This is a genomic window from Bacteroides sp. CACC 737 (assembly GCF_013874375.1).
GTDB lineage: Bacteria > Bacteroidota > Bacteroidia > Bacteroidales > Bacteroidaceae > Bacteroides > Bacteroides uniformis.
In genome coordinates, this window is sequence record NZ_CP059408.1 from 3,626,027 (window position 1) to 3,651,438 (window position 25,412).

Annotated in this window: 17 protein-coding genes; 11 read left to right on the forward strand and 6 right to left on the reverse strand. The window is 49.6% G+C overall.

Going from position 1 to position 25,412, the window contains the following annotated elements; translation table 11 throughout:
• Window positions 1-127 precede the first annotated feature (127 nt).
• Together rnr and H1A11_RS15260 are read left to right on the forward strand one after the other, a co-directional pair.
• Window positions 128-2,272 (forward strand): ribonuclease R, encoded by a 2,145-nt coding sequence (gene rnr, locus H1A11_RS15255; protein WP_131225623.1) that lies wholly within the window; start codon window positions 128-130, stop codon window positions 2,270-2,272.
• 71 nt (window positions 2,273-2,343) lie between these two features.
• Entirely contained in the window at window positions 2,344-2,820 is a 477-nt protein-coding gene (locus H1A11_RS15260; protein ID WP_117601069.1) for a pyridoxamine 5'-phosphate oxidase family protein, read from the forward strand.
• Window positions 2,821-2,883: 63 nt separating this feature from the next.
• On the opposite strand, the gene cysK is transcribed toward H1A11_RS15260, so the two are convergent.
• Window positions 2,884-3,831 (reverse strand): cysteine synthase A, encoded by a 948-nt coding sequence (cysK, locus tag H1A11_RS15265; protein WP_117601068.1) that lies wholly within the window; start codon window positions 3,829-3,831, stop codon window positions 2,884-2,886.
• A gap of 220 nt (window positions 3,832-4,051) precedes the next feature.
• Between cysK and epsC the strand changes: the two genes are divergently transcribed.
• The 9 genes from epsC to H1A11_RS15310 all read left to right on the forward strand — a co-directional run bounded on the left by epsC (window position 4,052) and on the right by H1A11_RS15310 (window position 14,407).
• Complete coding sequence (gene epsC / locus H1A11_RS15270) at window positions 4,052-4,951, forward strand: serine O-acetyltransferase EpsC (protein WP_117601067.1); 900 nt, start codon at window positions 4,052-4,054, stop codon at window positions 4,949-4,951.
• Window positions 4,952-5,139: 188 nt separating this feature from the next.
• Window positions 5,140-6,639 (forward strand): THUMP domain-containing protein, encoded by a 1,500-nt coding sequence (locus H1A11_RS15275; RefSeq protein WP_117601066.1) that lies wholly within the window; start codon window positions 5,140-5,142, stop codon window positions 6,637-6,639.
• 20 nt (window positions 6,640-6,659) lie between these two features.
• Window positions 6,660-8,885: a DPP IV N-terminal domain-containing protein gene (locus tag H1A11_RS15280; RefSeq protein ID WP_138346102.1), complete on the forward strand. Its 2,226-nt coding sequence runs from the start codon at window positions 6,660-6,662 to the stop codon at window positions 8,883-8,885.
• A gap of 121 nt (window positions 8,886-9,006) precedes the next feature.
• A complete protein-coding gene (purD, locus tag H1A11_RS15285) occupies window positions 9,007-10,281 on the forward strand; it encodes a phosphoribosylamine--glycine ligase (RefSeq protein ID WP_181757395.1) in 1,275 nt (424 codons plus the stop codon).
• Window positions 10,282-11,277 carry a hypothetical protein gene (locus H1A11_RS15290; RefSeq protein WP_181757396.1) on the forward strand — a complete coding sequence of 332 codons (996 nt, stop codon included), beginning with the start codon at window positions 10,282-10,284 and terminating at the stop codon, window positions 11,275-11,277. It begins immediately after the preceding gene.
• Window positions 11,262-11,741 carry a YqaA family protein gene (locus tag H1A11_RS15295; RefSeq protein ID WP_181757397.1) on the forward strand — a complete coding sequence of 160 codons (480 nt, stop codon included), beginning with the start codon at window positions 11,262-11,264 and terminating at the stop codon, window positions 11,739-11,741. Before H1A11_RS15290 ends, H1A11_RS15295 begins: the two co-directional genes overlap by 16 nt.
• Before the next feature lie 162 nt (window positions 11,742-11,903).
• The gene (gene mnmD / locus H1A11_RS15300) at window positions 11,904-12,590 is read left to right on the forward strand and encodes a tRNA (5-methylaminomethyl-2-thiouridine)(34)-methyltransferase MnmD (protein WP_181757398.1); all 687 of its coding nucleotides are present in this window, start codon (window positions 11,904-11,906) and stop codon (window positions 12,588-12,590) included.
• A 70-nt stretch (window positions 12,591-12,660) separates the two neighbouring features.
• Window positions 12,661-13,563, forward strand: a complete 903-nt coding sequence (locus H1A11_RS15305; protein WP_117964994.1) for a metal ABC transporter solute-binding protein, Zn/Mn family — start codon at window positions 12,661-12,663, stop codon at window positions 13,561-13,563.
• Between the two features lie 34 nt (window positions 13,564-13,597).
• Complete coding sequence (locus tag H1A11_RS15310) at window positions 13,598-14,407, forward strand: metal ABC transporter ATP-binding protein (RefSeq protein ID WP_117964995.1); 810 nt, start codon at window positions 13,598-13,600, stop codon at window positions 14,405-14,407.
• A gap of 82 nt (window positions 14,408-14,489) precedes the next feature.
• On the opposite strand, the gene H1A11_RS15315 is transcribed toward H1A11_RS15310, so the two are convergent.
• The 5 genes from H1A11_RS15315 to H1A11_RS15335 all read right to left on the reverse strand — a co-directional run bounded on the left by H1A11_RS15315 (window position 14,490) and on the right by H1A11_RS15335 (window position 25,227).
• Complete coding sequence (locus H1A11_RS15315) at window positions 14,490-16,379, reverse strand: hypothetical protein (protein ID WP_181757399.1); 1,890 nt, start codon at window positions 16,377-16,379, stop codon at window positions 14,490-14,492.
• A complete protein-coding gene (locus H1A11_RS15320; protein ID WP_181757400.1) occupies window positions 16,369-18,897 on the reverse strand; it encodes a glycoside hydrolase family 9 protein in 2,529 nt (842 codons plus the stop codon). The genes H1A11_RS15315 and H1A11_RS15320 overlap by 11 nt, the downstream gene beginning before the upstream one ends.
• A 5-nt stretch (window positions 18,898-18,902) precedes the next feature.
• On the reverse strand, window positions 18,903-20,147 hold the full coding sequence (locus H1A11_RS15325) for an AGE family epimerase/isomerase (protein WP_181757401.1): 1,245 nt from the start codon (window positions 20,145-20,147) through the stop codon (window positions 18,903-18,905).
• Window positions 20,148-20,349: 202 nt separating this feature from the next.
• Complete coding sequence (locus tag H1A11_RS15330; RefSeq protein WP_008662437.1) at window positions 20,350-22,029, reverse strand: RagB/SusD family nutrient uptake outer membrane protein; 1,680 nt, start codon at window positions 22,027-22,029, stop codon at window positions 20,350-20,352.
• Between the two features lie 24 nt (window positions 22,030-22,053).
• The gene (locus H1A11_RS15335; RefSeq protein WP_255461461.1) at window positions 22,054-25,227 is read right to left on the reverse strand and encodes a TonB-dependent receptor; all 3,174 of its coding nucleotides are present in this window, start codon (window positions 25,225-25,227) and stop codon (window positions 22,054-22,056) included.
• Window positions 25,228-25,412 lie beyond the last annotated feature (185 nt).

Here is a 25,412-nt window from a genome sequence, read left to right on the forward strand (position 1 = left end):
TACAATCTGTCGTCTCTTCATTATTTTCAATAGAATGATAATATTTTGAAGTCTGAGTGAACGAAGGAACGTATTTATTTGTTTACTTTGCAAGAGAGAACAATGTGCACATTAATTCATTATCATTATGGCCAAAAAGAAAGAAAAGAAAGCCGGCAAACGCATGAAGAAGAAAGAACTCGTCAAAGTGTTGCTTGAATTCTTCCACACAAAGCAAGACGAAGTATTATCCTTGAAATACATCTTTGAACAACTTCACCTCACCACACATCCGCTGAAGATGCTGTGTATGGATATCTTGTCCGAACTGTCAATGGACGACTATATCACAGAAGTGGACAAACACAAGTACAAGCTGAACAACCACGGTGTGGAAATGACCGGAACCTTCCAGCGCAAAAGCAATGGCAAGAACTCCTTCATCCCCGAAGATGGAGGTGAACCGATATTCATAGCCGAACGCAACTCGGCACATGCCATGAACAATGATAAAGTGCGTATCGCCTTCTATGCCAAGCGCCGCGGACGCGAAGCCGAAGGAGAAGTCATCGAGATACTGGAACGTGCCAACGACACCTTCGTGGGTACCCTGGAAGTTGCCAAGTCATACGCTTTCCTTGTAACGGAAAACCGTACGCTTGCCAACGACATCTTCATCCCCAAAGAGAAACTGAAAGGCGGCAAAACGGGCGACAAAGCCATCGTAAAGGTGGTGGAATGGCCCGACAAAGCCAAAAACCCCATCGGTCAGGTAATCGACATCCTGGGACACGCCGGAGACAACACCACCGAGATGCATGCCATCCTCGCGGAATTCGGGCTGCCTTATGTCTATCCAGCCGCCGTAGAGAAAGCCGCTGACAAGATACCCGCCGAAATCTCCGCCGAGGAAATAGCCCGACGCGAGGACTTCCGGGGCGTAACCACCTTCACCATCGACCCCAAAGATGCCAAGGACTTCGACGACGCCCTCTCCATCCGCAAACTGAAAGAGGGACTTTGGGAAGTGGGCGTACATATCGCCGACGTGACCCATTACGTGAAAGAGGGCGGCATCATAGACAAGGAAGCCGAGAAGCGTGCCACATCCGTCTACCTCGTAGACCGCACCATCCCGATGCTCCCCGAACGGTTGTGTAATTTCATCTGTTCACTCCGCCCCGACGAAGAGAAGCTTGCCTACTCTGTCATCTTTGAAATGACGGAAAAAGGCGAAGTGAAGAACTCACGCGTGGTACATACCGTCATCAAGAGCGACCGCCGCTTCACCTACGAAGAAGCCCAGGAGATTATAGAAACCGGCAAAGGAGACTTCCAGGAAGAAGTGCTCCAACTGGATAAGCTTGCCAAAATATTGCGTGAGAACCGCTTTAAGGCAGGAGCCATCAACTTCGACCGCTACGAAGTGAAGTTCGAAATTGACGAGAAGGGCAAACCCGTCAGCGTCTACTTCAAGGAGTCGAAAGATGCCAACAAGCTGATAGAGGAGTTCATGCTGCTTGCCAACCGTACCGTAGCCGAAAAGATAGGCCGTGTGCCCAAAGGCAAGAAAGCCAAAGTGCTGCCTTACCGTATCCATGACCTCCCCGACCCGGAAAAGCTGGACAACCTGGCACAGTTCATCGCCCGTTTCGGCTACAAGCTGCGCACCAGTGGCACAAAGACCGACATTTCCAAATCCATCAACCACCTGCTGGATGACATCCAGGGCAAGAAGGAGGAGAACTTGATTGAAACCGTCTCCATCCGCGCCATGCAGAAGGCACGCTACTCCGTACATAACGTGGGGCACTATGGTCTGGCTTTCGATTACTACACCCATTTCACCTCGCCCATCCGCCGCTATCCGGATATGATGGTGCACCGTCTGCTCACCAAGTACTTGGACCAGGGAGGCCGCACCGTGTCCGAACAGAAATACGAAGCCCTCTGCGAGCACAGCAGTAACATGGAGCAGATAGCCTCCAACGCGGAACGCGCCTCCATCAAGTACAAGCAAGTAGAGTTCATGACCGAACGCCTGGGACAGACCTTCGACGGTGTCATCTCCGGTGTAACGGAATGGGGCCTCTACGTGGAGCTGAACGAAAACAAATGCGAAGGCATGATTCCCATCCGTGACCTCGACGATGACTATTACGAATTCGACGAAAAGAACTACTGCCTACGCGGGCGCCGTAAAAACCGGATATACAGCTTGGGAGACGCCATCACCGTCAAAGTGGCACGCGCCAATCTGGAGAAGAAACAACTGGATTTTGCACTGGTATAGAATAACCCTATAATTTAAAATCATCCCCGATCCCTTTCTTTCAGAGAGAGACCGGGGATGAGACCTGCACGATGAAGACGATTACTATTACGGACCCTACACAGATTGAGGAAATTATCCGCAAATGTCCATATTGCATAGTGGGCATCACAGACCTTGAAGGAAACCCATATGCGGTTCCCATGAACTTTGCCTATCAAGACGGAGTGATATACTTGCATTCCGGCCCGGAAGGTAGTAAAGTGGAGATGATAACAAAGCACCCGCAAGTTTGCATCACCTTCTGCGAAGGACACGAACTGGTCTATATGCACCGGCAAGTGGCATGCAGCTATAGCATGAAGTCGCGCAGTGTCATCTGCCATGGAAAAGTACACTTCGTGGAAGACATGGAAGAGAAGCGACGCGTACTCGACATGCTGATGAAGCAATACACGGAGAATGAATGCAAATATGCCGAACCTGCCGTACGCAATGTCAAGATATGGGAAGTGAAAGTAGAGAAAATGAGCTGCCGGTCGTTCGGGTTAAGACCAAGCGAACTATAAATACCATCTGCCAGCTACCTGCTCCACATTGATGGAGCGGATAACCGGCAGAAATGTTTGCTCTTACAATGGGTATTCCTCAAACGCATACAACAGCGTCGAAAGATACCGTTCTCCCGTATCGGGCAGCAGCGCGACAATCGTCTTGCCCTCATTTTCGGGCAACCTTGCCAGGCGGGCAACCGCAGCAACGGCAGCCCCCGAAGAGATGCCGACCAGCAATCCCTCATACTTCGCCAGTTCGCGACCCGTACGGATGGCATCATCATTGGATACCTGCAGCACTTCGTCTATCACGGCACTGTTATAGTTCTTCGGCACAAATCCCGCACCGATACCTTGTATTTTATGGGGACCGGGCTTTCCGCCGGAAAGTACGGGAGAATCTTCGGGCTCCACAGCCACAATCCTTACCTTCGGGTTATTGGCTTTCAAGGCTGCGCCCACTCCGCTCACCGTGCCTCCCGTACCTACACCTGCCACAAAAATATCCACCCGACCGTCCGTATCACGCCAGATTTCCTGTCCCGTAGTACGCTCGTGCATTGCCGGATTGGCAGGATTATCGAATTGCTGCAAAATCAACGAACCGGGGTTGGCGGCCTTCAGTTCCTCGGCACGGGCTATGGCGCCTTTCATACCGTCAACACCCGGAGTCAGCACCAGTTCCGCACCGAGAGCTTTCAAGAGGTTGCGGCGCTCCAGACTCATTGTGTCGGGCATTGTCAGTATCAGCTTGTAACCTTTGGCGGCGGCTACAAAAGCCAGCCCTATGCCCGTATTGCCACTGGTAGGTTCGATGAGGGTGGCACCGGGCTTCAACAGCCCTTTTGCCTCGGCATCTTCTATCATGGCAAGCGCCACGCGGTCCTTCACGCTACCGGCAGGGTTAAAATATTCCAATTTGGCGATAACACGGGCTTTCAAACTTTTATTCTTGTTATAATTATTCAACTCCAACAAGGGAGTGTTGCCTACCAGGTCGGTAAGGCGTTCTGCTATCTTCTTCATAATCCAACTGTTTTAAAAACCCTCATTCCCCCTAAGGGAAAAGACTAACAATCCGGAGTGGAATGAGGTACGTTATTTCTTACAAGACAAAAGTAGCGCAAAATCGGTTCGTGGGAAATACCACAAATATGGTAAATATGTACTATAAATGAGGGATATGTAGGATATTTGACGAGTATTTCCTATCTTTGCCTCCACTTTTAAACTTAAGGATATCATAATGAGTCCACTCAACTTTACCCACATTTTGACACAAGCAGTCGATGAGCTATCGGAAAGCGAATCATACAAGGGATTGTTTCACCAGCATACGGACGGCAATCCGCTGCCTTCGGCAAAAGCGCTGCGCGACATCATCGAACTGGCGCGGGCCATCATCTTCCCCGGATATTTCGGAAATTCCACGGTCAACAGCCGCACGGTGACTTACCATATCGGTGTCAACGTGGAGCGCTTGTTCGACCTGCTGACCGAACAAATCCTTGCCGGACTCTGCTTTGCAGGCGATGGCGAATGCAATTGTTGTACCGAGCTCCAACGGGAAGAAGCCGCTTTATTGGCTGCCAAATTCATCAGCAACCTGCCGGCCATGAGACGGGTGCTTGCCACAGATGTGGAGGCTGCCTACAATGGTGACCCCGCCGCACAGTCGTTCGGCGAAGTCATCAGCTGTTATCCGGCCATCCGAGCCATCAGCAACTACCGCATTGCACACGAACTGCTCAAGTTGGGTGTCCCCCTCATTCCCCGCATCATCACCGAGATGGCGCATAGTGAAACAGGAATCGATATCCATCCGGGAGCGGAAATAGGCGGTTATTTTACCATCGACCATGGTACGGGTGTGGTAATCGGCGAGACCTGCATCATCGGCAACAACGTAAAGCTGTACCAGGGTGTGACCCTCGGTGCCAAGAGCTTCCCGCTGGACGAAGACGGCAAGCCCATCAAGGGTATTCCCCGCCATCCCATTCTGGAAGACAATGTGATAGTCTATTCCAACGCCACCATATTGGGACGCATCACCATCGGACAAGGAGCCACTGTGGGCGGCAATATCTGGGTGACGGAGGATGTTCCGGCAGGAGCGAGAATTGTACAGACAAAGGCGAAGAAATGAGAAGCCTCAAACCTCGTTTAAAAGGCAATATTGCTGCATTTGTCAGGCACTTGTGTCTGTCACGTCAGACACAAGTGTCCAACACAACAAACACCGGTGTCTGAGCCAACAGACGCCAGTGCCTAACAAACGGGAGGCAAATTACTGATAAACAATAGAATAAAAACAGTAAAATAGTAAATAAATAGATGAGCGAACAATCTTTTGAAATGATTGCCAAAACCTTCCAAGGACTGGAAGAGGTACTGGCACAAGAGCTGACTGCACTGGGCGCCAACGAAATAGAAATAGGCCGCCGCATGGTATCTTTCAGTGGTGATAAGGAAATGATGTACAAAGCCAACTTCTGCCTGCGTACAGCCATCCGGATACTGAAACCCATCAAACACTTCACAGCCAAGGATGCCGACGAGGTTTACGAACAGATTAAAGCCATCCGATGGGAAGACTATCTGGATACGGACAAGACCTTTGCCGTGGACGCGGTTGTATTCAGTGAAGAGTTCCGTCATTCCAAGTTCGTTTCCTACAAGGTGAAGGATGCCATCGTAGACTATTTCCGCGAGAAGACCGGCGAACGTCCCGGCGTGCGTGTCAACAAACCGGACGTGCTGCTGAACATACACATTGCCGAAACCAAATGTACGCTGTCTCTCGACTCCAGCGGCGAATCGCTGCACCGCCGCGGTTATCGCCAGGAAGCAGTAGAGGCCCCGCTGAACGAGGTGCTGGCCGCCGGCATGATATTGATGACTGGCTGGCGTGGCGAATGCGACATGATAGACCCGATGTGTGGTTCGGGAACCATTCCCATCGAAGCGGCGCTGATTGCACGCAACATCGCTCCGGGCGTATTCCGCAAGGAGTTCGCTTTCGAGAAGTGGGTGGATTTTGACCAAGAGCTGTTCGACACGATATACAATGACGACAGTCAGGAACGCGAATTCACACATAAGATTTACGGTTACGACAACAGCCCGAAGGCAAACGAAATTGCCACACACAATATAAAGGCTGCCGGCGTAAGCAAGGATGTAGTATTGAAGCTGCAACCCTTCCAGCAATTCGAGCAACCTGCGGAGAAATCCATCATCATCACCAACCCACCCTACGGGGAGCGTATCTCTACCAACGACCTGCTGGGACTTTACTCCATGATTGGCGAGCGTCTGAAACACGCCTTTACGGGCAACACTGCATGGGTTCTATCTTACCGCGAAGAGTGCTTCGACCAAATCGGGCTAAAAGCCACCTCCAAGATACCTTTATTCAACGGTGCACTGGAATGTGAATTCCGCCAGTACGAAATCTTCGACGGAAAGTACAAGGAATTCCGTGCCGAAGGCGAGGAGTTGAGCAAGGAGCGCAAAGAATTTCGTCCGGCTTCAGGAGAAAGGAAAGAGTTCAAACCCGGAGAAAGACGCGAATTCCGTCCCCGATTCAGTGGAGAGAGACGTGAATTCAGTGGCGAAAGACGCGAATTCAACGGTGAACGCAGAACAAGAGAATTCAAGGACGGCGAAAAGCGAGAATTCCGTCCGCGTGAAAGAAGAGAGTTCAAAGACGGGGAAAAACGGGAATTCAGACCGAGGGAAAGACGCGAATTCGGTGGAGAACGCAGAACAAAGTCGGGTGAGTCTTACCCGGAAAGAAAAAGAAGAGAGGCGGGAAAGAAGGAAGAAGAATAACACGAACAATGACAAGGAGAATGAATGCAAAGAAAATAAGTAAGAGCATTCTTGCACTGCTAATGGCAGTGCCTGCTCTGTTTACAACAAACGTCATGGCACAAGAACTGAAAAAGCCGACCCTGGAAGACCTTATTCCCGGAGGTGAAACCTACCATACTGCCGAAAACAAGTGGTACCAGTGGTGGGGCGATGCCGCTTGTCTGGAACTTGGCATCGACAATATAGAAGGTACATGGGCTGTCAAAGGATTAGGTGCCAAGCCCGGAGAGAAATTCACTGCCATCACATTGGAAGAAGCCAACGCGCTGCTGGAAGAAAAAGGACTTGGAAAACTGCGTCACTTTCATGCTGCAAAGGCTGTCAACGTACCCCGAGGCGTCAATCAGGGTATTCAAGTCCAAATAGACCCACTCCTGCTGCTGAACACCGGCAAGTACCGTGCCCTCGTCGACTGGAAGAAGAAAAAAGTCATCTGGAGCCAGCCTTGCCCCGCCCAAGCCGCAAATGAGGATTGGAACGAGGTAAGCCGCCATTTGGCTTATACTATCGGCAATAATCTCTATGTGATGACCAGTGACGGGCAAACCCTGAAAGTCACCAACGAACCGGAAGGTATCGTCTGCGGACAAAGTGTGCACCGCAATGAATTCGGCATTTCAAAAGGCACTTTCTGGAATCCTGCCGGGGACCTGCTGGCCTTTTATCGAATGAACGAAAGCATGGTCACCCCCTATCCATTGGTTGACATCACGACAAGAATAGCACTGGTGGATAAAATACGCTACCCCATGGCCGGCATGCTCAGCCATCAGGTAAAGGTAGGTATCTACAATCCGGCTACTCAAAAGACCATCTACCTGGACATGGGCGACCCAAAAGACCGCTACTTCACCAACATCACCTGGGCACCGGATGGCAAAAGCCTCTATCTGATAGAGCTAAACCGAGACCAGAACCACTCCAAACTGTGCCAGTACGATGCTGAAAGCGGAAAGCTGCAACAAGTGCTCATCGAAGAGAGACATCCCAAATATGTGGAGCCGCAATCTCCCATTCTATTCCTGCCATGGGACAGCTACAAGTTCATCTATCAAAGCCAGCGTGACGGCTTCAACCATCTGTACCTATACAATACGGAAGGGGAACTGTTGAAGCAACTCACCTCCGGCCCCTGGCTTGTACAAGACATCGTAGGTTTTAACCGGAACACGAAAGAGCTCATCATCAAGAGTACGGAAATCTCTCCTTTGCAGAGCAACCTTTACGCTGTCAACCTGAAGAATGGCAAACGCAGCCTGATAGGAGACCCAACCGGCGTGCACTCGGCACAAATCTCCGGTTTCATGGGAACTTACCTCATCGACAATGCCTCTTCGCCCACTTGCCCCCGTATCATAAAACTGATGTCCACCAACCCGAAGAAACAACGGGAACACACACTGCTGACAGCCAAGAACCCCTACGAAGGCTTTGAAATGCCCAGCATAGAAGTAGGCACCATCAAAGCCGCAGACGGCAAGACAGACTTGTACTACCGCCTGATAAAGCCTGCCGACTTCGACCCGGCAAAGAAGTATCCCGCCATCGTCTACGTATACGGCGGCCCGCACGCCCAGATGATAACGAACGGCTGGATGAACGATGCCCGCGGCTGGGACATCTACATGGCAAACAAAGGCTACATCATTTTCAGCCTCGACAACCGTGGCAGCAGCAACCGTGGACTGGAGTTTGAAAACGCCACCTTCCGCCAGCTGGGCATCGAAGAGGGCAAAGACCAGGTGAAGGGCGTAGAATTCCTGAAAAGCCAGCCTTATGTGGACGGAGAGCGTATCGGCGTGCACGGCTGGAGCTTCGGAGGACACATGACTACGGCGCTGATGCTGCGCTATCCCGAAATTTTCAAGGTAGGTGTTGCCGGCGGACCCGTCATCGACTGGGCATACTATGAGATAATGTACGGTGAACGTTATATGGACACTCCGCAGACGAACCCGGAAGGCTACAAGCAGACGAACCTGAAAAACCTTGCCGGTAACTTGAAAGGACATCTGCTCATCATACACGACGACCACGACGACACCTGCGTGCCGCAGCACACCCTTTCATTCATGAAGGCGTGCGTGGATGCCCGTACCTATCCCGATTTGTTTATCTATCCCACGCACAAGCACAACGTCCTGGGACGCGACCGTGTGCATCTGCACGAGAAGATAACCAGGTACTTTGAAGATTATTTATAGAAAGGATTAGGGATTAAGGATTTGCACATCATGCTATACGACGGGAAACATTAAGAGTTCACTAACCGCCAATCCCTAAGCACTAATCACTTATAACTTATAACTCATAATTTATAACTCCATGAAAATATTATTATTAGGCTCCGGTGGCCGCGAACACGCTCTGGCATGGAAGATTGCCCAAAGCCCGAAAGTAGAGAAACTATATATTGCTCCCGGCAATGCAGGTACAAGCGAAGCAGGCGAGAATGTGAACTTGAAGGCGACAGACTTTCCCGCACTCAAGGCTTTTGCCCTTGAGAAAGAAATCGACATGATTGTTGTGGGCCCCGAAGACCCGCTGGTACAAGGCATCTTCGACAGTTTCAAGGAAGACCCTGCCACCTGCCATATCGACATCATCGGCCCCACCGCCAAAGGTGCCACACTGGAAGGTAGCAAGGAATTTGCCAAAGGTTTCATGATGCGCCACAACATCCCCACTGCCCGCTACAAGAGCATCACCGCCGACAACTTACAAGAAGGACTCGATTTCCTCGCAACCCTCGAAGCGCCTTACGTACTGAAGGCCGATGGACTGTGTGCAGGCAAGGGCGTGCTGATTCTCCCCACACTGGAAGAAGCTCAGAAAGAGCTGAAGGAAATGCTGGGCGGCATGTTCGGCGATGCCAGCGCCACGGTAGTCATTGAAGAGTTCCTCAGCGGCATCGAGTGTTCCGTATTCGTGATGACAGACGGCCGCCACTATAAGGTATTGCCCGTAGCCAAAGATTACAAGCGTATCGGCGAAGGCGACAAAGGCCTCAACACCGGCGGTATGGGCAGTGTTACTCCCGTACCTTTTGCCGACGAAACATTTATGGAAAAAGTACGCACCCGCATCATCGAACCTACCGTAAACGGTCTGCTGGAAGAAGAAATCGGCTATCAAGGCTTCATCTTCCTGGGACTTATCAACGTGAAAGGCGAACCGATGGTCATTGAATACAACGTCCGCATGGGCGACCCCGAAACCGAAAGTGTGATGCTGCGCATCAAGAGCGACCTGGTAGACCTGCTCGAAGGCGTTGCCCAGGGCGACCTCGACCAGCGTACGCTGGAATTCGACCCTCGCACAGCCGCTTGCGTCATGCTGGTGAGCGGAGGATATCCGGAAGTCTACGAAAAGGGCAAGGTGATGACCGGATTCGAGAAGGCTGCCGAAACAGACAGCATCCTCTTCCATGCCGGAACAGCCACCAAAGACGGACAGACCGTAACCGCCGGTGGCCGTGTCATCGCCGTCTGCTCCTATGGTGAAACGAAGGAAGAAGCCTTGCAGAAAAGCTACCGCGTGGCCGACATGATAGACTTCGAGAAGAAATATTTCAGAAGAGATATAGGATTTGATTTATAAATGAGAACGAAGAGATTCCAGAACCGGATAACGGCAGGGCGGTTCACACTACCCGCCGCTATCTTGATTTCAGTATCCTGCTGGATACTGACTGCCGTTCTGTTGCCCGAGACGGAGACACAGCAAAGCGGATATTCCCTTTGGGAAACATTCTGCGACTTCTGCATCCCCACCTGGGCAAACCGTCTCTTCAGCTTTATTCTGTATGCCGTCATCGGGTATTTCCTGATACAGCTCAACAATACGTTCGCCATCATCCGGATGCGGGCATCGGTACAGACTTCTGTCTACTTCCTGCTGATATCCGTCTGTCCCAGCCTGCACATGCTGTATGCGGGAGACTTGGCATCCGCCTCCTTCCTGGTGGCACTGTTTTTCCTCTTCAGGAGCTACCAGCAGGCACGGCCCACAGGCAGTCTCTTCCACGCCTTTGTCTTCATCGGACTGGGCAGCCTGCTTTTTCCGCAGCTCATGCTGTTTGTCCCCATCTTCTGGATAGGTGCCTACAACTTCCAGTCTCTCCAACCCAAAAGTTTCTTCGCTTCCTTGGTAGGATGGAGCGTACCCTACTGGCTGTTGCTGGGACACGCCCTCTACTACGGGCAAATGGAACTCTTCTGCCAACCCTTCCGCGAGCTGGTGACCTTCGCTCCCACCCGGTTCGACTATCAGCCGTGGGAACTCGCCACCCTCGGGTATCTCCTTGTTCTGTTCATCGTCAGCGCGGCACACTGTCTCATTGCCGGCTATGAAGACAAGATACGCACCCGGAGCTATCTACACTTCCTCATCCTGCTGAATTTCTGCATCTTTGTCTATATCGGACTGCAACCGGCATTGAGTGTCCACCTGATGTCCTTCCTGCTCATCGGTGTCAGCATCCTGGCGGGACACTTGTTTGTACTGACAAATAGCCGCAGTTCCAATATATTCTTCATTTGTGCATTTATCGGATTATTCATTCTATTAGGATTCAATATATGGACGCTTTTGTAGATACACTCGTACAGCTGCTGATTGACTGGGGATATGTCGGTCTGTTCATCTCTGCCCTATTGGCAGGAAGCATCATTCCGTTCAGTTCCGAGATAGTGATGGTAGCACTGGTCAAGGTCGGTCTGAGCCCGGCACTGTGCGTACTCTCCGCCACCTTGGGAAATACGCTGGGAGGCATGACGTGCTACTACATGGGACGTCTGGGACGTATAGACTGGATTGAGAAATATTTCAAGGTAAAAAGGGAAAAGATAGAACGGATGCAGCATTTCCTCCAAGGGAAAGGGGCACTGATGGCTTTCTTCGCCTTTCTGCCTTTTGTGGGAGAGGCCATAGCCATTGCACTGGGCTTCATGCGCAGTAATCTGATGCTGACCACCACGTCCATGTTTGCAGGGAAACTGGTGCGCTACATAGCTATGCTGTGGGCACTGCAAGGAACCATTTCGATGATGAATTATTGACATGTAGTGAGTTTGAGCAATAGATGTATAGATACAACGCATTGGATGTATAGATGCAACGTGCTGGATGTATAGATGCAGTACGCTGGATATATAGATGCAACAACACGATGAACTACAGAGAATTAAATCAAATAAAAACATTCAACAAAAGCAGAAGTGATGCAACGAATCATAGAGAAGACGGAAGACGGAAGTGCGACACTGTTTGTACCGGAACTGAATGAACATTATCATTCGGTAAAGGGGGCACGTACAGAGTCACAGCACATCTTTATCGACATGGGAGTGAAAGCATCCGCTACTGCCCGCCCGCATATCCTTGAAATCGGTTTCGGCACCGGACTGAATGCCCTGCTTACACTGGAAACTGCCGAAAAGGAAAAGAGACCTGTGCACTATACCGGTATCGAACTCTATCCGCTTGCATGGCCGGAGGTGGATGCGCTAAAATATAGCGACAATCCTCTGTTCGAGGAACTGCATCGGGCTGCGTGGGAAGAAGAAGTTGCCATAACTCCTTATTTCACACTGAGAAAAGTGCAGGCAGATGTCGAAACAATAAGCATCGACAGTTTGTTAATGATTAATAAATCTCCGTTCGACGTTGTCTACTTCGATGCCTTTGCACCCGAAAAGCAACCGGGAATGTGGGAGGAAAAAGTCTTCCGGAATATCCATGCCGCCATGAGCACCGATGGCGTGCTGACCACCTACTGCGCCAAAGGAGTAGTACGCCGCATGCTGCAAGCCGTAGGATTCAAGGTAGAGCGTCTTCCAGGCCCCCCCGGAGGGAAACGGGAGATACTGAGGGGAAGGAAAGAGGAAGTGATAATGGATAAGGAATAGTTGATAATGGATAGTTGATGCCCCCTGCCACAGCGCAGCCAAATTGTAAATTGTAAATAGTAAATTGTAAATGAAAAAGTTTTGTTTTTTACTCCTCATAGCCACCTTGCTCTTCTCGTGCAAGCAAGGAGGCCAACAGAACAAGAAGAATGACGATAAACCCGTGATTACCGTCACCATCGAGCCGCTGCGGTATTTCACCGAAGCCATTGCCGGCGATGAATTCACCGTCGTCAGCATGGTGCCCAAAGGTTCAAGTCCGGAAACCTACGACCCCACGCCCCAGCAGCTCGTCGACCTCGCGCAAAGTAAGGCCTATTTCCGCATCGGCTACATCGGTTTCGAACAGACATGGACGGAAAAACTGACGGACAATGCTCCCCACCTGCAATTCTTCGACATGTCCGAGAATGTGGAACTTATTCTGGACGAGACCCATGCGCATCACCATAAAGACGGACATGTACACGAAGGCCATACGCACGCCGGTGGTGTGGAACCCCACATCTGGAACTCCACCATCAACGCCCAAATCATTGCCGGGAACATTCTGAATGCACTCTGCACCATAGACAAAGCCAATGAAAACGCCTACATGGAACGTTACAACGCACTCATCCGGCGGATAGAGCATACGGACAGCCTCATCTGCCAGATGCTTTCCAGTCCGAATGCCGACCGTGCCTTCATGATTTATCATCCGGCACTTTCCTACTTTGCCCGCGACTACAACCTGCACCAGATTCCTATCGAAGCCGGTGGAAAGGAACCCTCTCCCACCCATCTGAAGAACCTGATAAACTCCTGCAAGAAGGAGAAGGTACGCATCATCTTTGTACAGCCGGAATTCGACCGCCGCAATGCCGACCTTATCGCCCAGCAGACCGGAACCCGGGTGGTGGCTATCAATCCCCTCTCATACGACTGGGAGGAGGAGATGATGAATACCGCCAGAGCGCTTGTAAAAGAGTAAACGATGATTCTGTCCATTTAACGAAGAAGAAGCTATGCCTGCATCCCCCATTATAGAGATAAAGAACCTCAGCGCCGGATACGATAACCGGACCGTACTGCATGATATAAACCTGATTATCTACGAACGTGATTTTCTGGGCATCATCGGTCCCAACGGTGGTGGAAAGACTACCCTTATCAAATGTATACTGGGACTGCTGAAACCCACCGCCGGGGAAATTCTATATCACTCCTGCCCCCCATCCCCCTCCGAAATTGCCAATTGTCAATCATCAACTGTCAATTGTCAATTATCTATGGGTTACTTGCCCCAGTACAGCAGCATCGACCGGAAATTTCCCATCACCGTAGAGGAGGTCATCCTTTCAGGACTCAGCAGCAAGAAGCCGCTGGCTTCACGCTTCACCGCCCGGCACCGCGAGAAAGCCTCTGCCGTGATAGCCCGCATGGGGCTGGAAGGCATGGAGCAGCGTGCCATCGGCGCTTTGAGCGGCGGACAGTTGCAACGTGCCCTCCTGGGCCGTGCCATCATCTCCGACCCGCAGGTGGTGATTCTCGACGAACCCAGCACATACATCGACAAGCGTTTCGAAGCCCGCCTCTACGAACTGCTGGCAGAGATAAACAAGGATTGCGCCATTATTCTCGTCAGCCACGACATCGGCACGGTGTTGCAGCAAGTCAAGTCCATTGCCTGCGTCAACGAAACCCTGGACTACCATCCCGATACCGGCGTTACGGAAGAATGGCTGGAACGCAACTTCAACTGCCCGATAGAGTTGCTGGGGCACGGGACACTGCCGCACAGGATATTGAAAGAACACAAGCATTCTCACGGATGACTGGAAGCAAAGGAGGCCGGCCCATTGTAGAACCGACCTCCCGTTACCCTTCCGAATAACTATCCGACAATCTTCTTACCCGTCATTTATATTGGAAAGCCTTATACGAATGGGGCAGTAATGACAAACGGAAAGAGTTCTTTGGTGTCACCGGACGCCTGCTCTGTACGGGTTCGGCAGGAAGGGGAGCCAGAATATCCCCATTCTCCAGATTTTCCAACCTCGTCACCTCATCATCGGTAACAATACGCACTTCCACCGGTTCATCATTGAAGTTCTCCACCACCAGTGTTTTATTGTCATACACAAACAATCCGACTTTGGAGGGAGCCTCCAGATAGACATCCATATCCTTACTCATAATGCGGCGAATCTCATTCAAGGCTTTTGCCGGGAAATCATATAAATTTCCCATATCATCGGGAATGGTCAATACATATAGATTGCCGGCGGCATAGGGAGCTCTCAACAAAATAGGATACCCCGATACTCCTCCCGTCAACGGACGGCCCGCACTGACTACTTCCCAAGCATCATTCGTATAATACTGAACCTGCGGTATCAATAAATCGCGTCCGGCTTGTCCGTATCGGCCAAAATCATTGACAAGAGCTTTCAAATCGGTACAACGCAACTCTACTATTTCGGCAATTTTTTCAGGAATGGCTTTCAGCAAGCCGCTTGTAATCACCACATCCCGTCCGCTTTGCAATTGCTTCCTAATGTCGGTCATGAGCTCCGGAGCTTGAGCCGCCTGGGCAGTCAGCAGCACCACTTGTTGGTCTTTCGGAAAAACGGGACGTATATCCATCGGCAAACCTATCATGCCCAGATAATTCTGCAAGAAATCATCACCCGCCACATGAAAAGGCTTGTAGGACTTGATGCCAATGGGGTTACCCAACTTACCTATCAGTTTATCAGTCTGTTTCAATACAACATCCGCAATGCGTGCCATGGTGGTAGGCTCTATGGAAGTTCCGTCCTTCTGCCGGATAGGGGCAGTCATCTCATCATAATTAAAGCTGGTGCCCATGCCCTGCCAAGGGGTACGGAACCTGGGAGACAACTTCACGCCCAGAAGCTGGTTATAGGCAAAGAGAATGATTTCGGGAGCCTTGGCAAGCATGGTCAGATGCAGCTGCTCAGCATAGCGGTCCATGCCTAGATTCAGTCCACCGGAGTCCACCCATCCTCCACCGTTGTAGCCCGGACGCAGATTATCGAAATAGCGGATAATATTATAGCTTAGATAATTCTGCAGATGCTGGTTGCCGGCAGGGTCCCTTGTTTCGGTACCCGTCCAGACACCGTCAAAGAGTTGGGGACCTTCCTCCAGATTAAAGCCCAAACCTTGGAAATGGTCGTACCAGTTGGGATACTTGATGATTACCTTTACACGAGGATTCACCTTCTTGGCAGGTTTCAGCACAAGGTCGCGCCCGGCTTCAGTCATCAGCTTCAAACGGTATTCCGTCCAGCTCTGCGCACCTTTGGCTTTTATCTCTATGTCCGACTTGCAACTGGTGAAGAAAAAGTCATCCAGAATAAACTCGTCAAAGTGCTTTGCCGTATGTTCTGCAATCTTTCGCACCATCTCACGATGCTCGGGATTGGAATAGCAGAACGTCTCGAAACTGTTTGCCTCGTTGATGGTGTAGGTAATTCCTCCGGCAGTCTCTATTCCCCGGTCATGGAAAAATTTCTTAGCTTGCTCCAGGGTGGCGTCATCCACAATCAGTAAATCACGATGTGTTTCCAGATAAATCTTGTCCACTTCCAACTGTTGTGAAATCACATTCCAAGTCGAATCCAGCCAATGGATGTCCTTCATCTTGTCTACCTCGTAGGCACGTACATAGACCGATACCTTAAAATTGTCATAAGCTTTTGCCTGCATGACCATAGTGCAGACCATGCAGAGCAGAAAAGCTACAATTACAAACTTATCTACCTTTATTTTACTGTTCATTACCATTCAATATTTTCTGAGATGCCAATACCATATACATAAACCACGTAGCATGTCCGCCCAAACAGTACTCACCCTCCTGCCATAAGAACGGGAAATGAAGTAATTCGGGCAAGTCAGGACGAATCAGATTTGTACCCGGAGACACTCCACCCGGAATATAAGACCAGTCGGCACGGTTGACACCATAGGCAGCTTTCATCGTTTCGGCACCGACTCCCGTTACAAACGCTGCCTGATTACGTCCCGGATGCATACCGAGCAGGTATTGGACAGCATTGAAAATATAGTCCGGTGCAAACAAGTCAGGATAGGCAGCATGCAGGTAACAGTAATTGTAGCCCAGATGCTGGGGTTCCCATGAACCGGAAGAACGGTTACCTCTGTCATGCGGCACTCCATACGGAGTTTTACTGCTATACTCCTGATACATAGCCTGCAACTCCGGCAGTGCTTTGCGAACAGCCTTGCTGAAACGTGCATTTCCCACAGCCTTGTCGAAACGTCCGATGAACCAACCCGTCTGACGGATATTCTTGCAGATGAAATCCTGCTGCTGCAAAACGAAATCACGGTATTCCACTTCCTTTGTCGCCAGATAAAGTTCTACGGCAGCATGTACCTTGGCTGTCAGCACCCGGTTGTTGTCGCAGCGGGTAATCCTGAACAATTCACGGGCTATCTCCAGACAATCCGCTCCCAATGCATCGTTATGTCCCTTCAAGACACGTGAAATACCTGCCAGCCAGGCAGCCACTTGAAGTTCCCTACCAGGGTTGTCCTCCGTAAACACCCAGCGGTCGTCGGCAGTCCCACTGACATGGTCTGTATGAGCCGACGCATCACCCAAGTGTGCATACTGGCGTACGGTAGGACACAGAATCCCTCTGTAAAGACGCCCCAGAGCCTTCCAACCCGCCACTATCGTCAAAGCACCGTTTTCCACCTGCTGCAACAAGTCATTCTTTCCATCCGGCTGGTGAATCTCGACTATCTTCTTTTCAAAATCTATGGAAGTCTCGTCCCAATAGGCACCAAAGTTCTCACAAGCCATGGCAAGTATATAGGCCTCGCCTGCCTGGGATTCCACACGCAAGTCATAGTCCCCCGCATCGTGCCATCCACCCACATTCAGCCCTGGAACCAAATCACCCGGCTGATACTTACAAAGAGTAGAGGTTCCTTGAGTATATCCGTCTATATGGTTGATATCGGTTTTGGCCATACGTGCATCGTCATGATGACAGAAGTCATGCCATACACGGTATTTTTCGTTCACACGCATGTGGCACATCTGTACCGGCAAGAAGTATTCCACCTCTGCCTGCCAGATACCCTTGTCCCACACATCTTTGGCAATGCGGAACACCGGAGAAGCAGCATCGCCGTACATCACCTGATAGAGCCCTTCTTCCGTCACTTCCGTGAAGTCGAACTGCAGATAGTGGTAACGTTGGAAATCTCCCCAATCCTTGGCAGCCTGCTGCTTTACCAGTTTCCTGCCATCGGCAACAATGCGATAAAGGGCAGGTTGCTTGAAGTCTGTATCCCGTTTGTCCAACTCTATGACAGCTACTTTCTTCTGTCCAGGATGGTAACCTACTTGAGAGGCTTGCACCACCGGTGCATAACGCCAGTCTTTAGTGACTGTCGGACGGATTATCCATTTCACCGCACCTTCCTTTGTCCCTACCGGGAACTCCGAACGGAGCACAAACCAACCGTTGTTATGATTTATCCTTCCATCATACAGCAGCAAGTCTCCTTTCTCACTTTCAATCGTAATCTTTGCCAAATCATCCTGAGGATTGAGTACAAACTTTTTCCCCTCGGCAAAAGGAGCAGAGACGATATCATCGGCAATCATCGGGTTATAAGTCTTTCTATCCAACAGCAACTGGTCCAAATCAGCTTTCCCGCCAGGGTTGAAATCTCCGATATGCTCCATGTTGGAAGACTGTTTCATGGTGGGCCCCATCGCCTGGTGGGGAAAGACTCCCGTCCGGTTGTCCATAATCCACGGCTTGCCCAGCAAAGTGGAAGGTACCAATTCCAGATTAAAACCCAACTTGCCGGCAAACCGCTCGGGCACCGGTTGGTCCAAATCAACGGTCAATACCAGATAATCCTTCTCGCCTTTGACCTTAATGGTATAGCCAAAAACAAAATCCGGATAAAGCATCGGATTAAAGCCTGCCATGTGTTTGGCCGAATCCGGATAACTCAATGTGACACGGATTTCATTGTCAGCCTCATCCACCACCCGGCTTCTCATCTTGGGCAATCCCTGCCACTGCCCTTGCGAGATTTCAAAGCGCACATCTCCATTGGCAGCCCTGCGGTCTCCATTCAAAACAAGGGTCAGTCCTCCCTGGTGTCCTTCAGGGTAGACGTCACTGAACACCATCACATTGGCCCCGCCATTCTCAAAATATCCCGATGGATTGATTTTGAAATCCTGGGCGTGCAGCCCCATACAAAGCATCAGTGATGCTGCACCTGCTATAAATTTCTTCATAAATACTATTTTAAACGATTATGTATTTCCACTCCCAAGCGTACCGTATGATACGGGCAACGCCACATACTCACTTTGGGAGTATCCTTCTTGGGTTCTCCATCAAAACAATCACTATACCATTCACCATATTCCCGGTCTATCATACAGTCCTTTACGAAAGTCCAAACCGTATCGGCCGATTGCAGATAAACGTCATTCCCGCTGATTTGCCAGGCATTGACACAAGCTATCATCGTTTCAATCTGGCCCCACCATGAGGCATGGCCGGTTGTTCTTCCGCCCTTCTTTTCATACATCATATACCCTTTGTCACTCAGTCCTTCCGCCAAGCAAGCATCCGTCACATCCAGCGCAAGCCGATTCGCCCTATCCATCAGTTGCCGGTCTTCTAATACACGGGCAGCCTCACAAAGCAGCCATCCCGCCTCTACATCATGTCCATAAGAGTCCATCTCAACCAGACTGTTCCATGCATTATCAAAGAACAAATTAAAATGTCTCTTTGAAGAGTCATAAATGCGGTCCATAAACAACTCGGTGCAGAATTCGAGTCTTTTCCTCAGCCCGTCGTCTTTCCAGCACTGATATAAAAGGGTATAAGCCTCCAGCACGTGCAAATGCGCATTCATAGTCTTGGGTGCATTGTTATCATAATTATCCAGTTGTTTCCAATCTTCAGTAAAAGATTCCACATAACCGTCATATTGCGGTTCGCGGCCTTTCTCCTCCAAGGTATGATATAAACCGACAGCCATATCCAGACTCTCGCTGTTACCTGTTGCCAGATAGTGTTCAGCCAGCCCATAGATGGCGTAGGTCATGGCATACGTATATTTGGAAGCATTCAGCACCTCACCGTCAGGATTGACCAGCCAATATACCCCACCATGTTCCTTGTCTATAAATGTATCAATGAAGTAGCGTTGCGATTTATCCGCAAGCTTCAGATAAGCCTCATCCTTAAACGTACGGTATGCGGCAGAAAAACTCCACAGAATCCGGGCATTCAGAACCCCTCCTCTCGGAGCATCCACTACCGGAGTACCATTCCGCAATACAGTTCCATAAAAACTGCCGTCGGGAGCCACTGCATAATCCATCCAAAACGGCAACACGCTGTCTCTGACATTCGTGACAATCTCTGTACGCATGCGTGTCTGCATATCTGTCTCCCCTGAATGCGACCGGCAGCCTGCCAGACAATATGCAACCAGCAGTGCTATCCAATAAAACATCTTCCTTTCCATAATTATTCTCTAAAACCATCAAACTTTTCCTTGTATAATTCCCCGTTTATCAGAGACTGGTGTTCGTCGTCTCAAGTACTGGTGTTTGTCATATCAGACACCGGCTTTCATCACGACAGACGCTGACGTCTATCACAACAACTACTGGTGCCTGACATTTCACTCACAAATATTTTATTATTAAGTGTTTATCTATAATTTATCAATATCCCGGATTCTGGTCAGCCTGATTGATGAGCGGGTTGGTCAGAATCTCATTCGTCGGAATCGGGAAGATTTCCTGATAAGCCTCGTGCTCAAAGAAACGGAATGAGTCACCAGTCTGCAGACAAGCCTCTTGTGAAGAGTTGGCTGCTGTCTTCGGATATTCGGCGGCAAACCACTCTTTGCACATACCCATACGGCACAAATCATGGTAAAGCGAAAACTCGGCATTGAATTCATGGCGACGCTCTATAATCAACGCCACCTTCCATACCGGAGAAGTATAGCCTTTGGCTGCTTTATAGCTTGTATAATAGGTCTCTGCATCCGGCACTTCCACCGTCTGGGTATTCAACATGTCGGCGGGTAGGTCAATCATCGTCGCTCCCATCTCCAAATTACCCCAAGCACGGTTACGTATCTGACGTATCATGTTCCATCCGGTAGCGTTGTCACCTGTCTCGAAACAACATTCTGCATAGTCGAGCATGATGCCTGCATAACGCTTCAGAGTCAATGAAATAGGATTGAATACTTTGTTGTTCTCACCTGGCTTGCATCTCCAGTATTTCAAGGAATAAACAGTAGGCATATTTTCGGAACCTTGGAAAAGACCGTCAAAACCACTTGTCACCCCTACAGTCTGCCCGGTAATAGGATGCGTATCCCCTTTGGCAACAGCAGAGTACTGGCGGCGTTTGTCACCCGGTTCAAAGGAACGTACAAACTCCCAAGAAAGACAGAGAGAACCCCAGCCTCCCCATTCGGGTGCCGCGCACATATATCCGTACCACATCATGGCATCTGAAGACGAATCGGCTCCCCAGCCCATATATCCTTGTTCATGATACATCACCTCAAATACAGATTCTTTGGTCCAATGTGTATCCCAGGCATGCAGGTTACCGAAGCAGGGCTCCAATGAATAGGTTCCACTGTCCACTATATCCTTCAGTTCCGTCTTGGCTTTCGTAAAGTCTTTCTTCAACATATACAGCTCGGCCAAATAAGCTTTGCAGAACCCCTTGGTTATACGTCCGTATTCACCATTCATGGGTAACCAGTCCAGATGGTCGCGTCCAAAAGACAAATCTTCCTCGATAGCCGCATAAGTCTCATCCACGGATTCCGGACGTGCCTTTCCTACCGAAGTAGTATAGGTTTCACCGGTAAGCAACATCGGTACCCTTCCGAAAAGTTTCGTCAAGTAAAGGTAGTTATAACCGCGGATGGCACGTGCTTGCGCTTCATAAACGGTCTTGGAATTGCTGTCCGCAAATATAGAGGCATCCGCCGTCTCCAGGCCAGCTAGGAAACGGTTTGCACGGTCCACTGCACGATAACTCATCCGCCATGCAGTCTCCAGGGAACCCTTATCGGGTTTCCAGGCATGACGCTGCCATTCCGCATCCCAACCGGAAGCCTGACAGTCCATCGTAGAATGGTTGGCAGCAAATACCTGAGGCTTGAATCCCCATGTTTCGTCATCACCGGAACCGTGCTGGTCCGTATAAAAGGTATCATAAAGTCCGTTCAATCCGGAAAGGACATTCTCCTCCGTTTTAAACATGAAATCTGCCGGAAGAATATCGTAATGATCCACTTCCAAATAATCGTCACAAGACGTTACGGTGCTTAAGGCCAGCACACCGATCAACAGTTTATATAAGTTTTTCATAATCATATTTTTTATCCGTTAGTATTAGAATTGTACACTCAGACCGAAAGTAACCGACATCGGGAACGGATAACGTCCTCCGTCAAATCCCGAATACAATACATTGGAGTCACCGACTTCCGGATCGCCGAACTTATTGTACGAAGAGATGGTACATACATTGTCGACACTGACAAATACGCGTGCATTTTCCATTTTCACCGGTTTCAGCACATTCTTCGGGAATGTATATCCTATCTGAATATTTGAAATCTTCAGATAATCCCCCTTCTGGATGTAGGCGTCGGACACACGCATGTTCTTATTATAGTCTGTCTTGGTGATACGCGGATATTTGGCGCCGGTATTCGAAGATGACCATGCATTATTGATATATTCCTTCAGTACATTCTGATAACCGCCGTCGGGTGCATAGACTGAGGTCAAGCGGGCCGAAGAATAAGAAAGGATATCCATACCGGCTACACCGTACAAGTTCATCGAGAAATCAAAGTTTTTCCAGGAAGCGGTAAGGTTCATTCCGTAAGTGAACTTGGGATATCCATTGCCTATAACAGTACGGTCGGCATCGGTAATCTGCCCATCACCATTCAAATCAACAAACTTATAGTCGCCGGGCTGGGTAGTCTTGTCCTGATATACACCACTTTCAACTCCCTTTTCAACCGCCAGCCTATTCATTTCATCAATTTCGGCCTGGGTTCTGAAAATGCCTTCTACCTTCCAGCCATAGTAGGAACCTACAGGATAGCCGTTCTGTGTAATGGAGTGGTTGTCCCAGTTGTCGCCATCTTGTGCTGAACCTGACTTGCTGAATATCGGATCGCCGACTTCAATAGCCTCGTTCTTCAGAGTAGACCCATTCAGCCTTATGCCGATATTCCAATCGCTGAAGCTCTTGTTCCACGCAGCAGTAAACTCGAAACCTGAGTTACGGATATGTCCCGCGTTAGTATAGACATTGGAGAAACCGGTAGAAGGACGAATCTGGCGATACAGAAGCAGATCCTTTGCGTCACGGATAAAGTAATCGGCAGAGAAAGAAAGCTCATTGTTCATAAAGGCAAAATCAATACCGATATTTGTCTGCTCATTGGTTTCCCATTTCAGGTTGGTATCAATTTCTTTCTGCTGGGCAATACCGGCACCGTTAATCACACTCGAACCATTAAAGAACCAGTACATTGCATTTGCCGAAGACAACTGTGCTATGGACAAGTTGGTACCATTGCCCGCATTACCGGTCTGTCCCCATCCGGCACGCAACTTCAAGTTACTGAACAGTTCTAAATCCTTAATGAACTTTTCCTCGGAAAGACGCCAAGCTACAGAAGCGGAAGGGAATGTACCATAACGATTGCCGGCACCAAAGTTCGAAGAACCGTCGCGGCGTACCGTTGCAGTCACAATATAGCGGTCGTTCAAAGTATAAGTCAGACGGCCGAAGTAAGAAAGGAATCTTGTCTTCAAATCCAGCCCACCATCCGTTTGCTTAGACGATGGGTCATTGGTCAATGAAATTTTGCGGATGTTGTCTGCCGGAAAATCGTTGGCACTGGAATTCAGCCAGGCACCGTTCGTATCGCTGGTAGAGAAACCGGCCATTGCACTTACGCGGTGATGCTCATTGGACCAGTCATAGTTCAAGAACGCTTCCAGACCGAGTGAAGTGGACTGGCTCTGGTTCAGCGAGAACGAGTCCTTACGGTCTTGAGTTCCAAAGGTTCTATCATTATAGGCTGTATAGCCATTATAACCTTTTGTATAATAATTATAACTGGCAATAGTCTTGAAAGTCAACCCTTTGTACAAATCGAGTTGTAGGAAAGCACTAGCAAGCATACGGTCCCATTTATTAATACTGTCAGCAGTCTTGGCAGCAGCAACCAGATTGTCAGCTCCCTTGTTCACGTCTCCATTGCCTTCTTTCTTGTAATGTCCCCAAGTACCGTCGGGCAACACAATAGGCATGGAATAGAAAACACCGTCCTCTACATAATCCATGGTTGGAATGGCTTGTGCATAGTTTCTCAGGTTGCCTCCTCCCATCTTTTCCGAATGTGCATAGTTCAAGTTCAAGCCTACATGCAGGAAGTCTTTCACTTTGTGAGTGATATTAGCGCGTGCCGTCAAGCGTTTAAAATTCGACTCAATCACGATACCCTGGTTGTTCAAATAACCCAGAGATAAATTGGCTTGGGTATTTTCGCTGCCTCCCGAAGCAGAAAGATTATAGTTCTGCTGTAATGCCGTGCGTGACATTTCGTCCTGCCAGTCAATGCTATTCAGTCTGCCTATGTAATCCTCGCCATACGCCAGATTGGTCATGGCAATACCGTCATTCTTGACAGCGGAACGTACAGCACTTGCAAACAAGTCCGCATCAGCCACATCAATCTTATTCGAATTGAACTGAAGGGCATAGTTGGCCGAGAAGTTTACCTTTGCCTTACCCTTACCGCCGTTCTTGGTAGTAATCATAATGACGCCATTGGCACCGCGAGTACCATAGATTGCCGTAGCCGAAGCATCCTTCAGAATTTCGATGGACTCTACATCATTAGGATTCAAGAAATCGATAGAAGTTCCTACCTGCACACCGTCCACTACATAGAGTGGGTCGGCAGAACCATTCACGGTTGCCACACCGCGGATACGGATGGAGAAACCTCCTTCCGGGTCACCGGAAGAACGGATGACAGATACACCTGCCGCAGCTCCCTGCAAACCTTGTCCCAAGTTCACCGGATTCCGCTTCATCATTTCCTCCGCATTCACGGAAGCCACAGAACCGGTGAGGTCGGATTTCTTCATCGTACCGTAGCCCACAACAACTACCTCATCCAAGGTTTCGGTATCCTCCTTTAAAGTAATTTTCAGAGCATTCATATTCCCGGTTACTTTGACCGTTCGCGCTAGATAACCGATGTAACTAGTCTTCAGCGTAGAACCTACGGGACACTGCAAGGAGAAGTTACCGTCCAAATCGGTAATCATACCGTTTGTCGTACCTTCCACAATGACATTGGCACCGATGATGGGCTCGCCTTTCTCATCCACCACTTGGCCCTTCACAGTAACTACACTCTGCTGTACGACAGTGACACCTGCAAACGGCTGTACGCTTGTTGCAAAGAGAGGTCCGGCACATGCCAGCGATACTGACATGATACCCAAATACTTCATCACATTTCTCATAAATACTAAATACTTAGGTTTAACAAATACCCCGGTCATAAGCACATCGGGAAAAAGATATGCGACACAATTTTGTGCCACTATAGAGGCACTGCCGTGCCATTGGGAAGGCACATCTGTGCCACCATAGTAACACAGATTTCGGTAACTATATCCCTTTCTCTTCCATACCGGCAGGGGTGAAT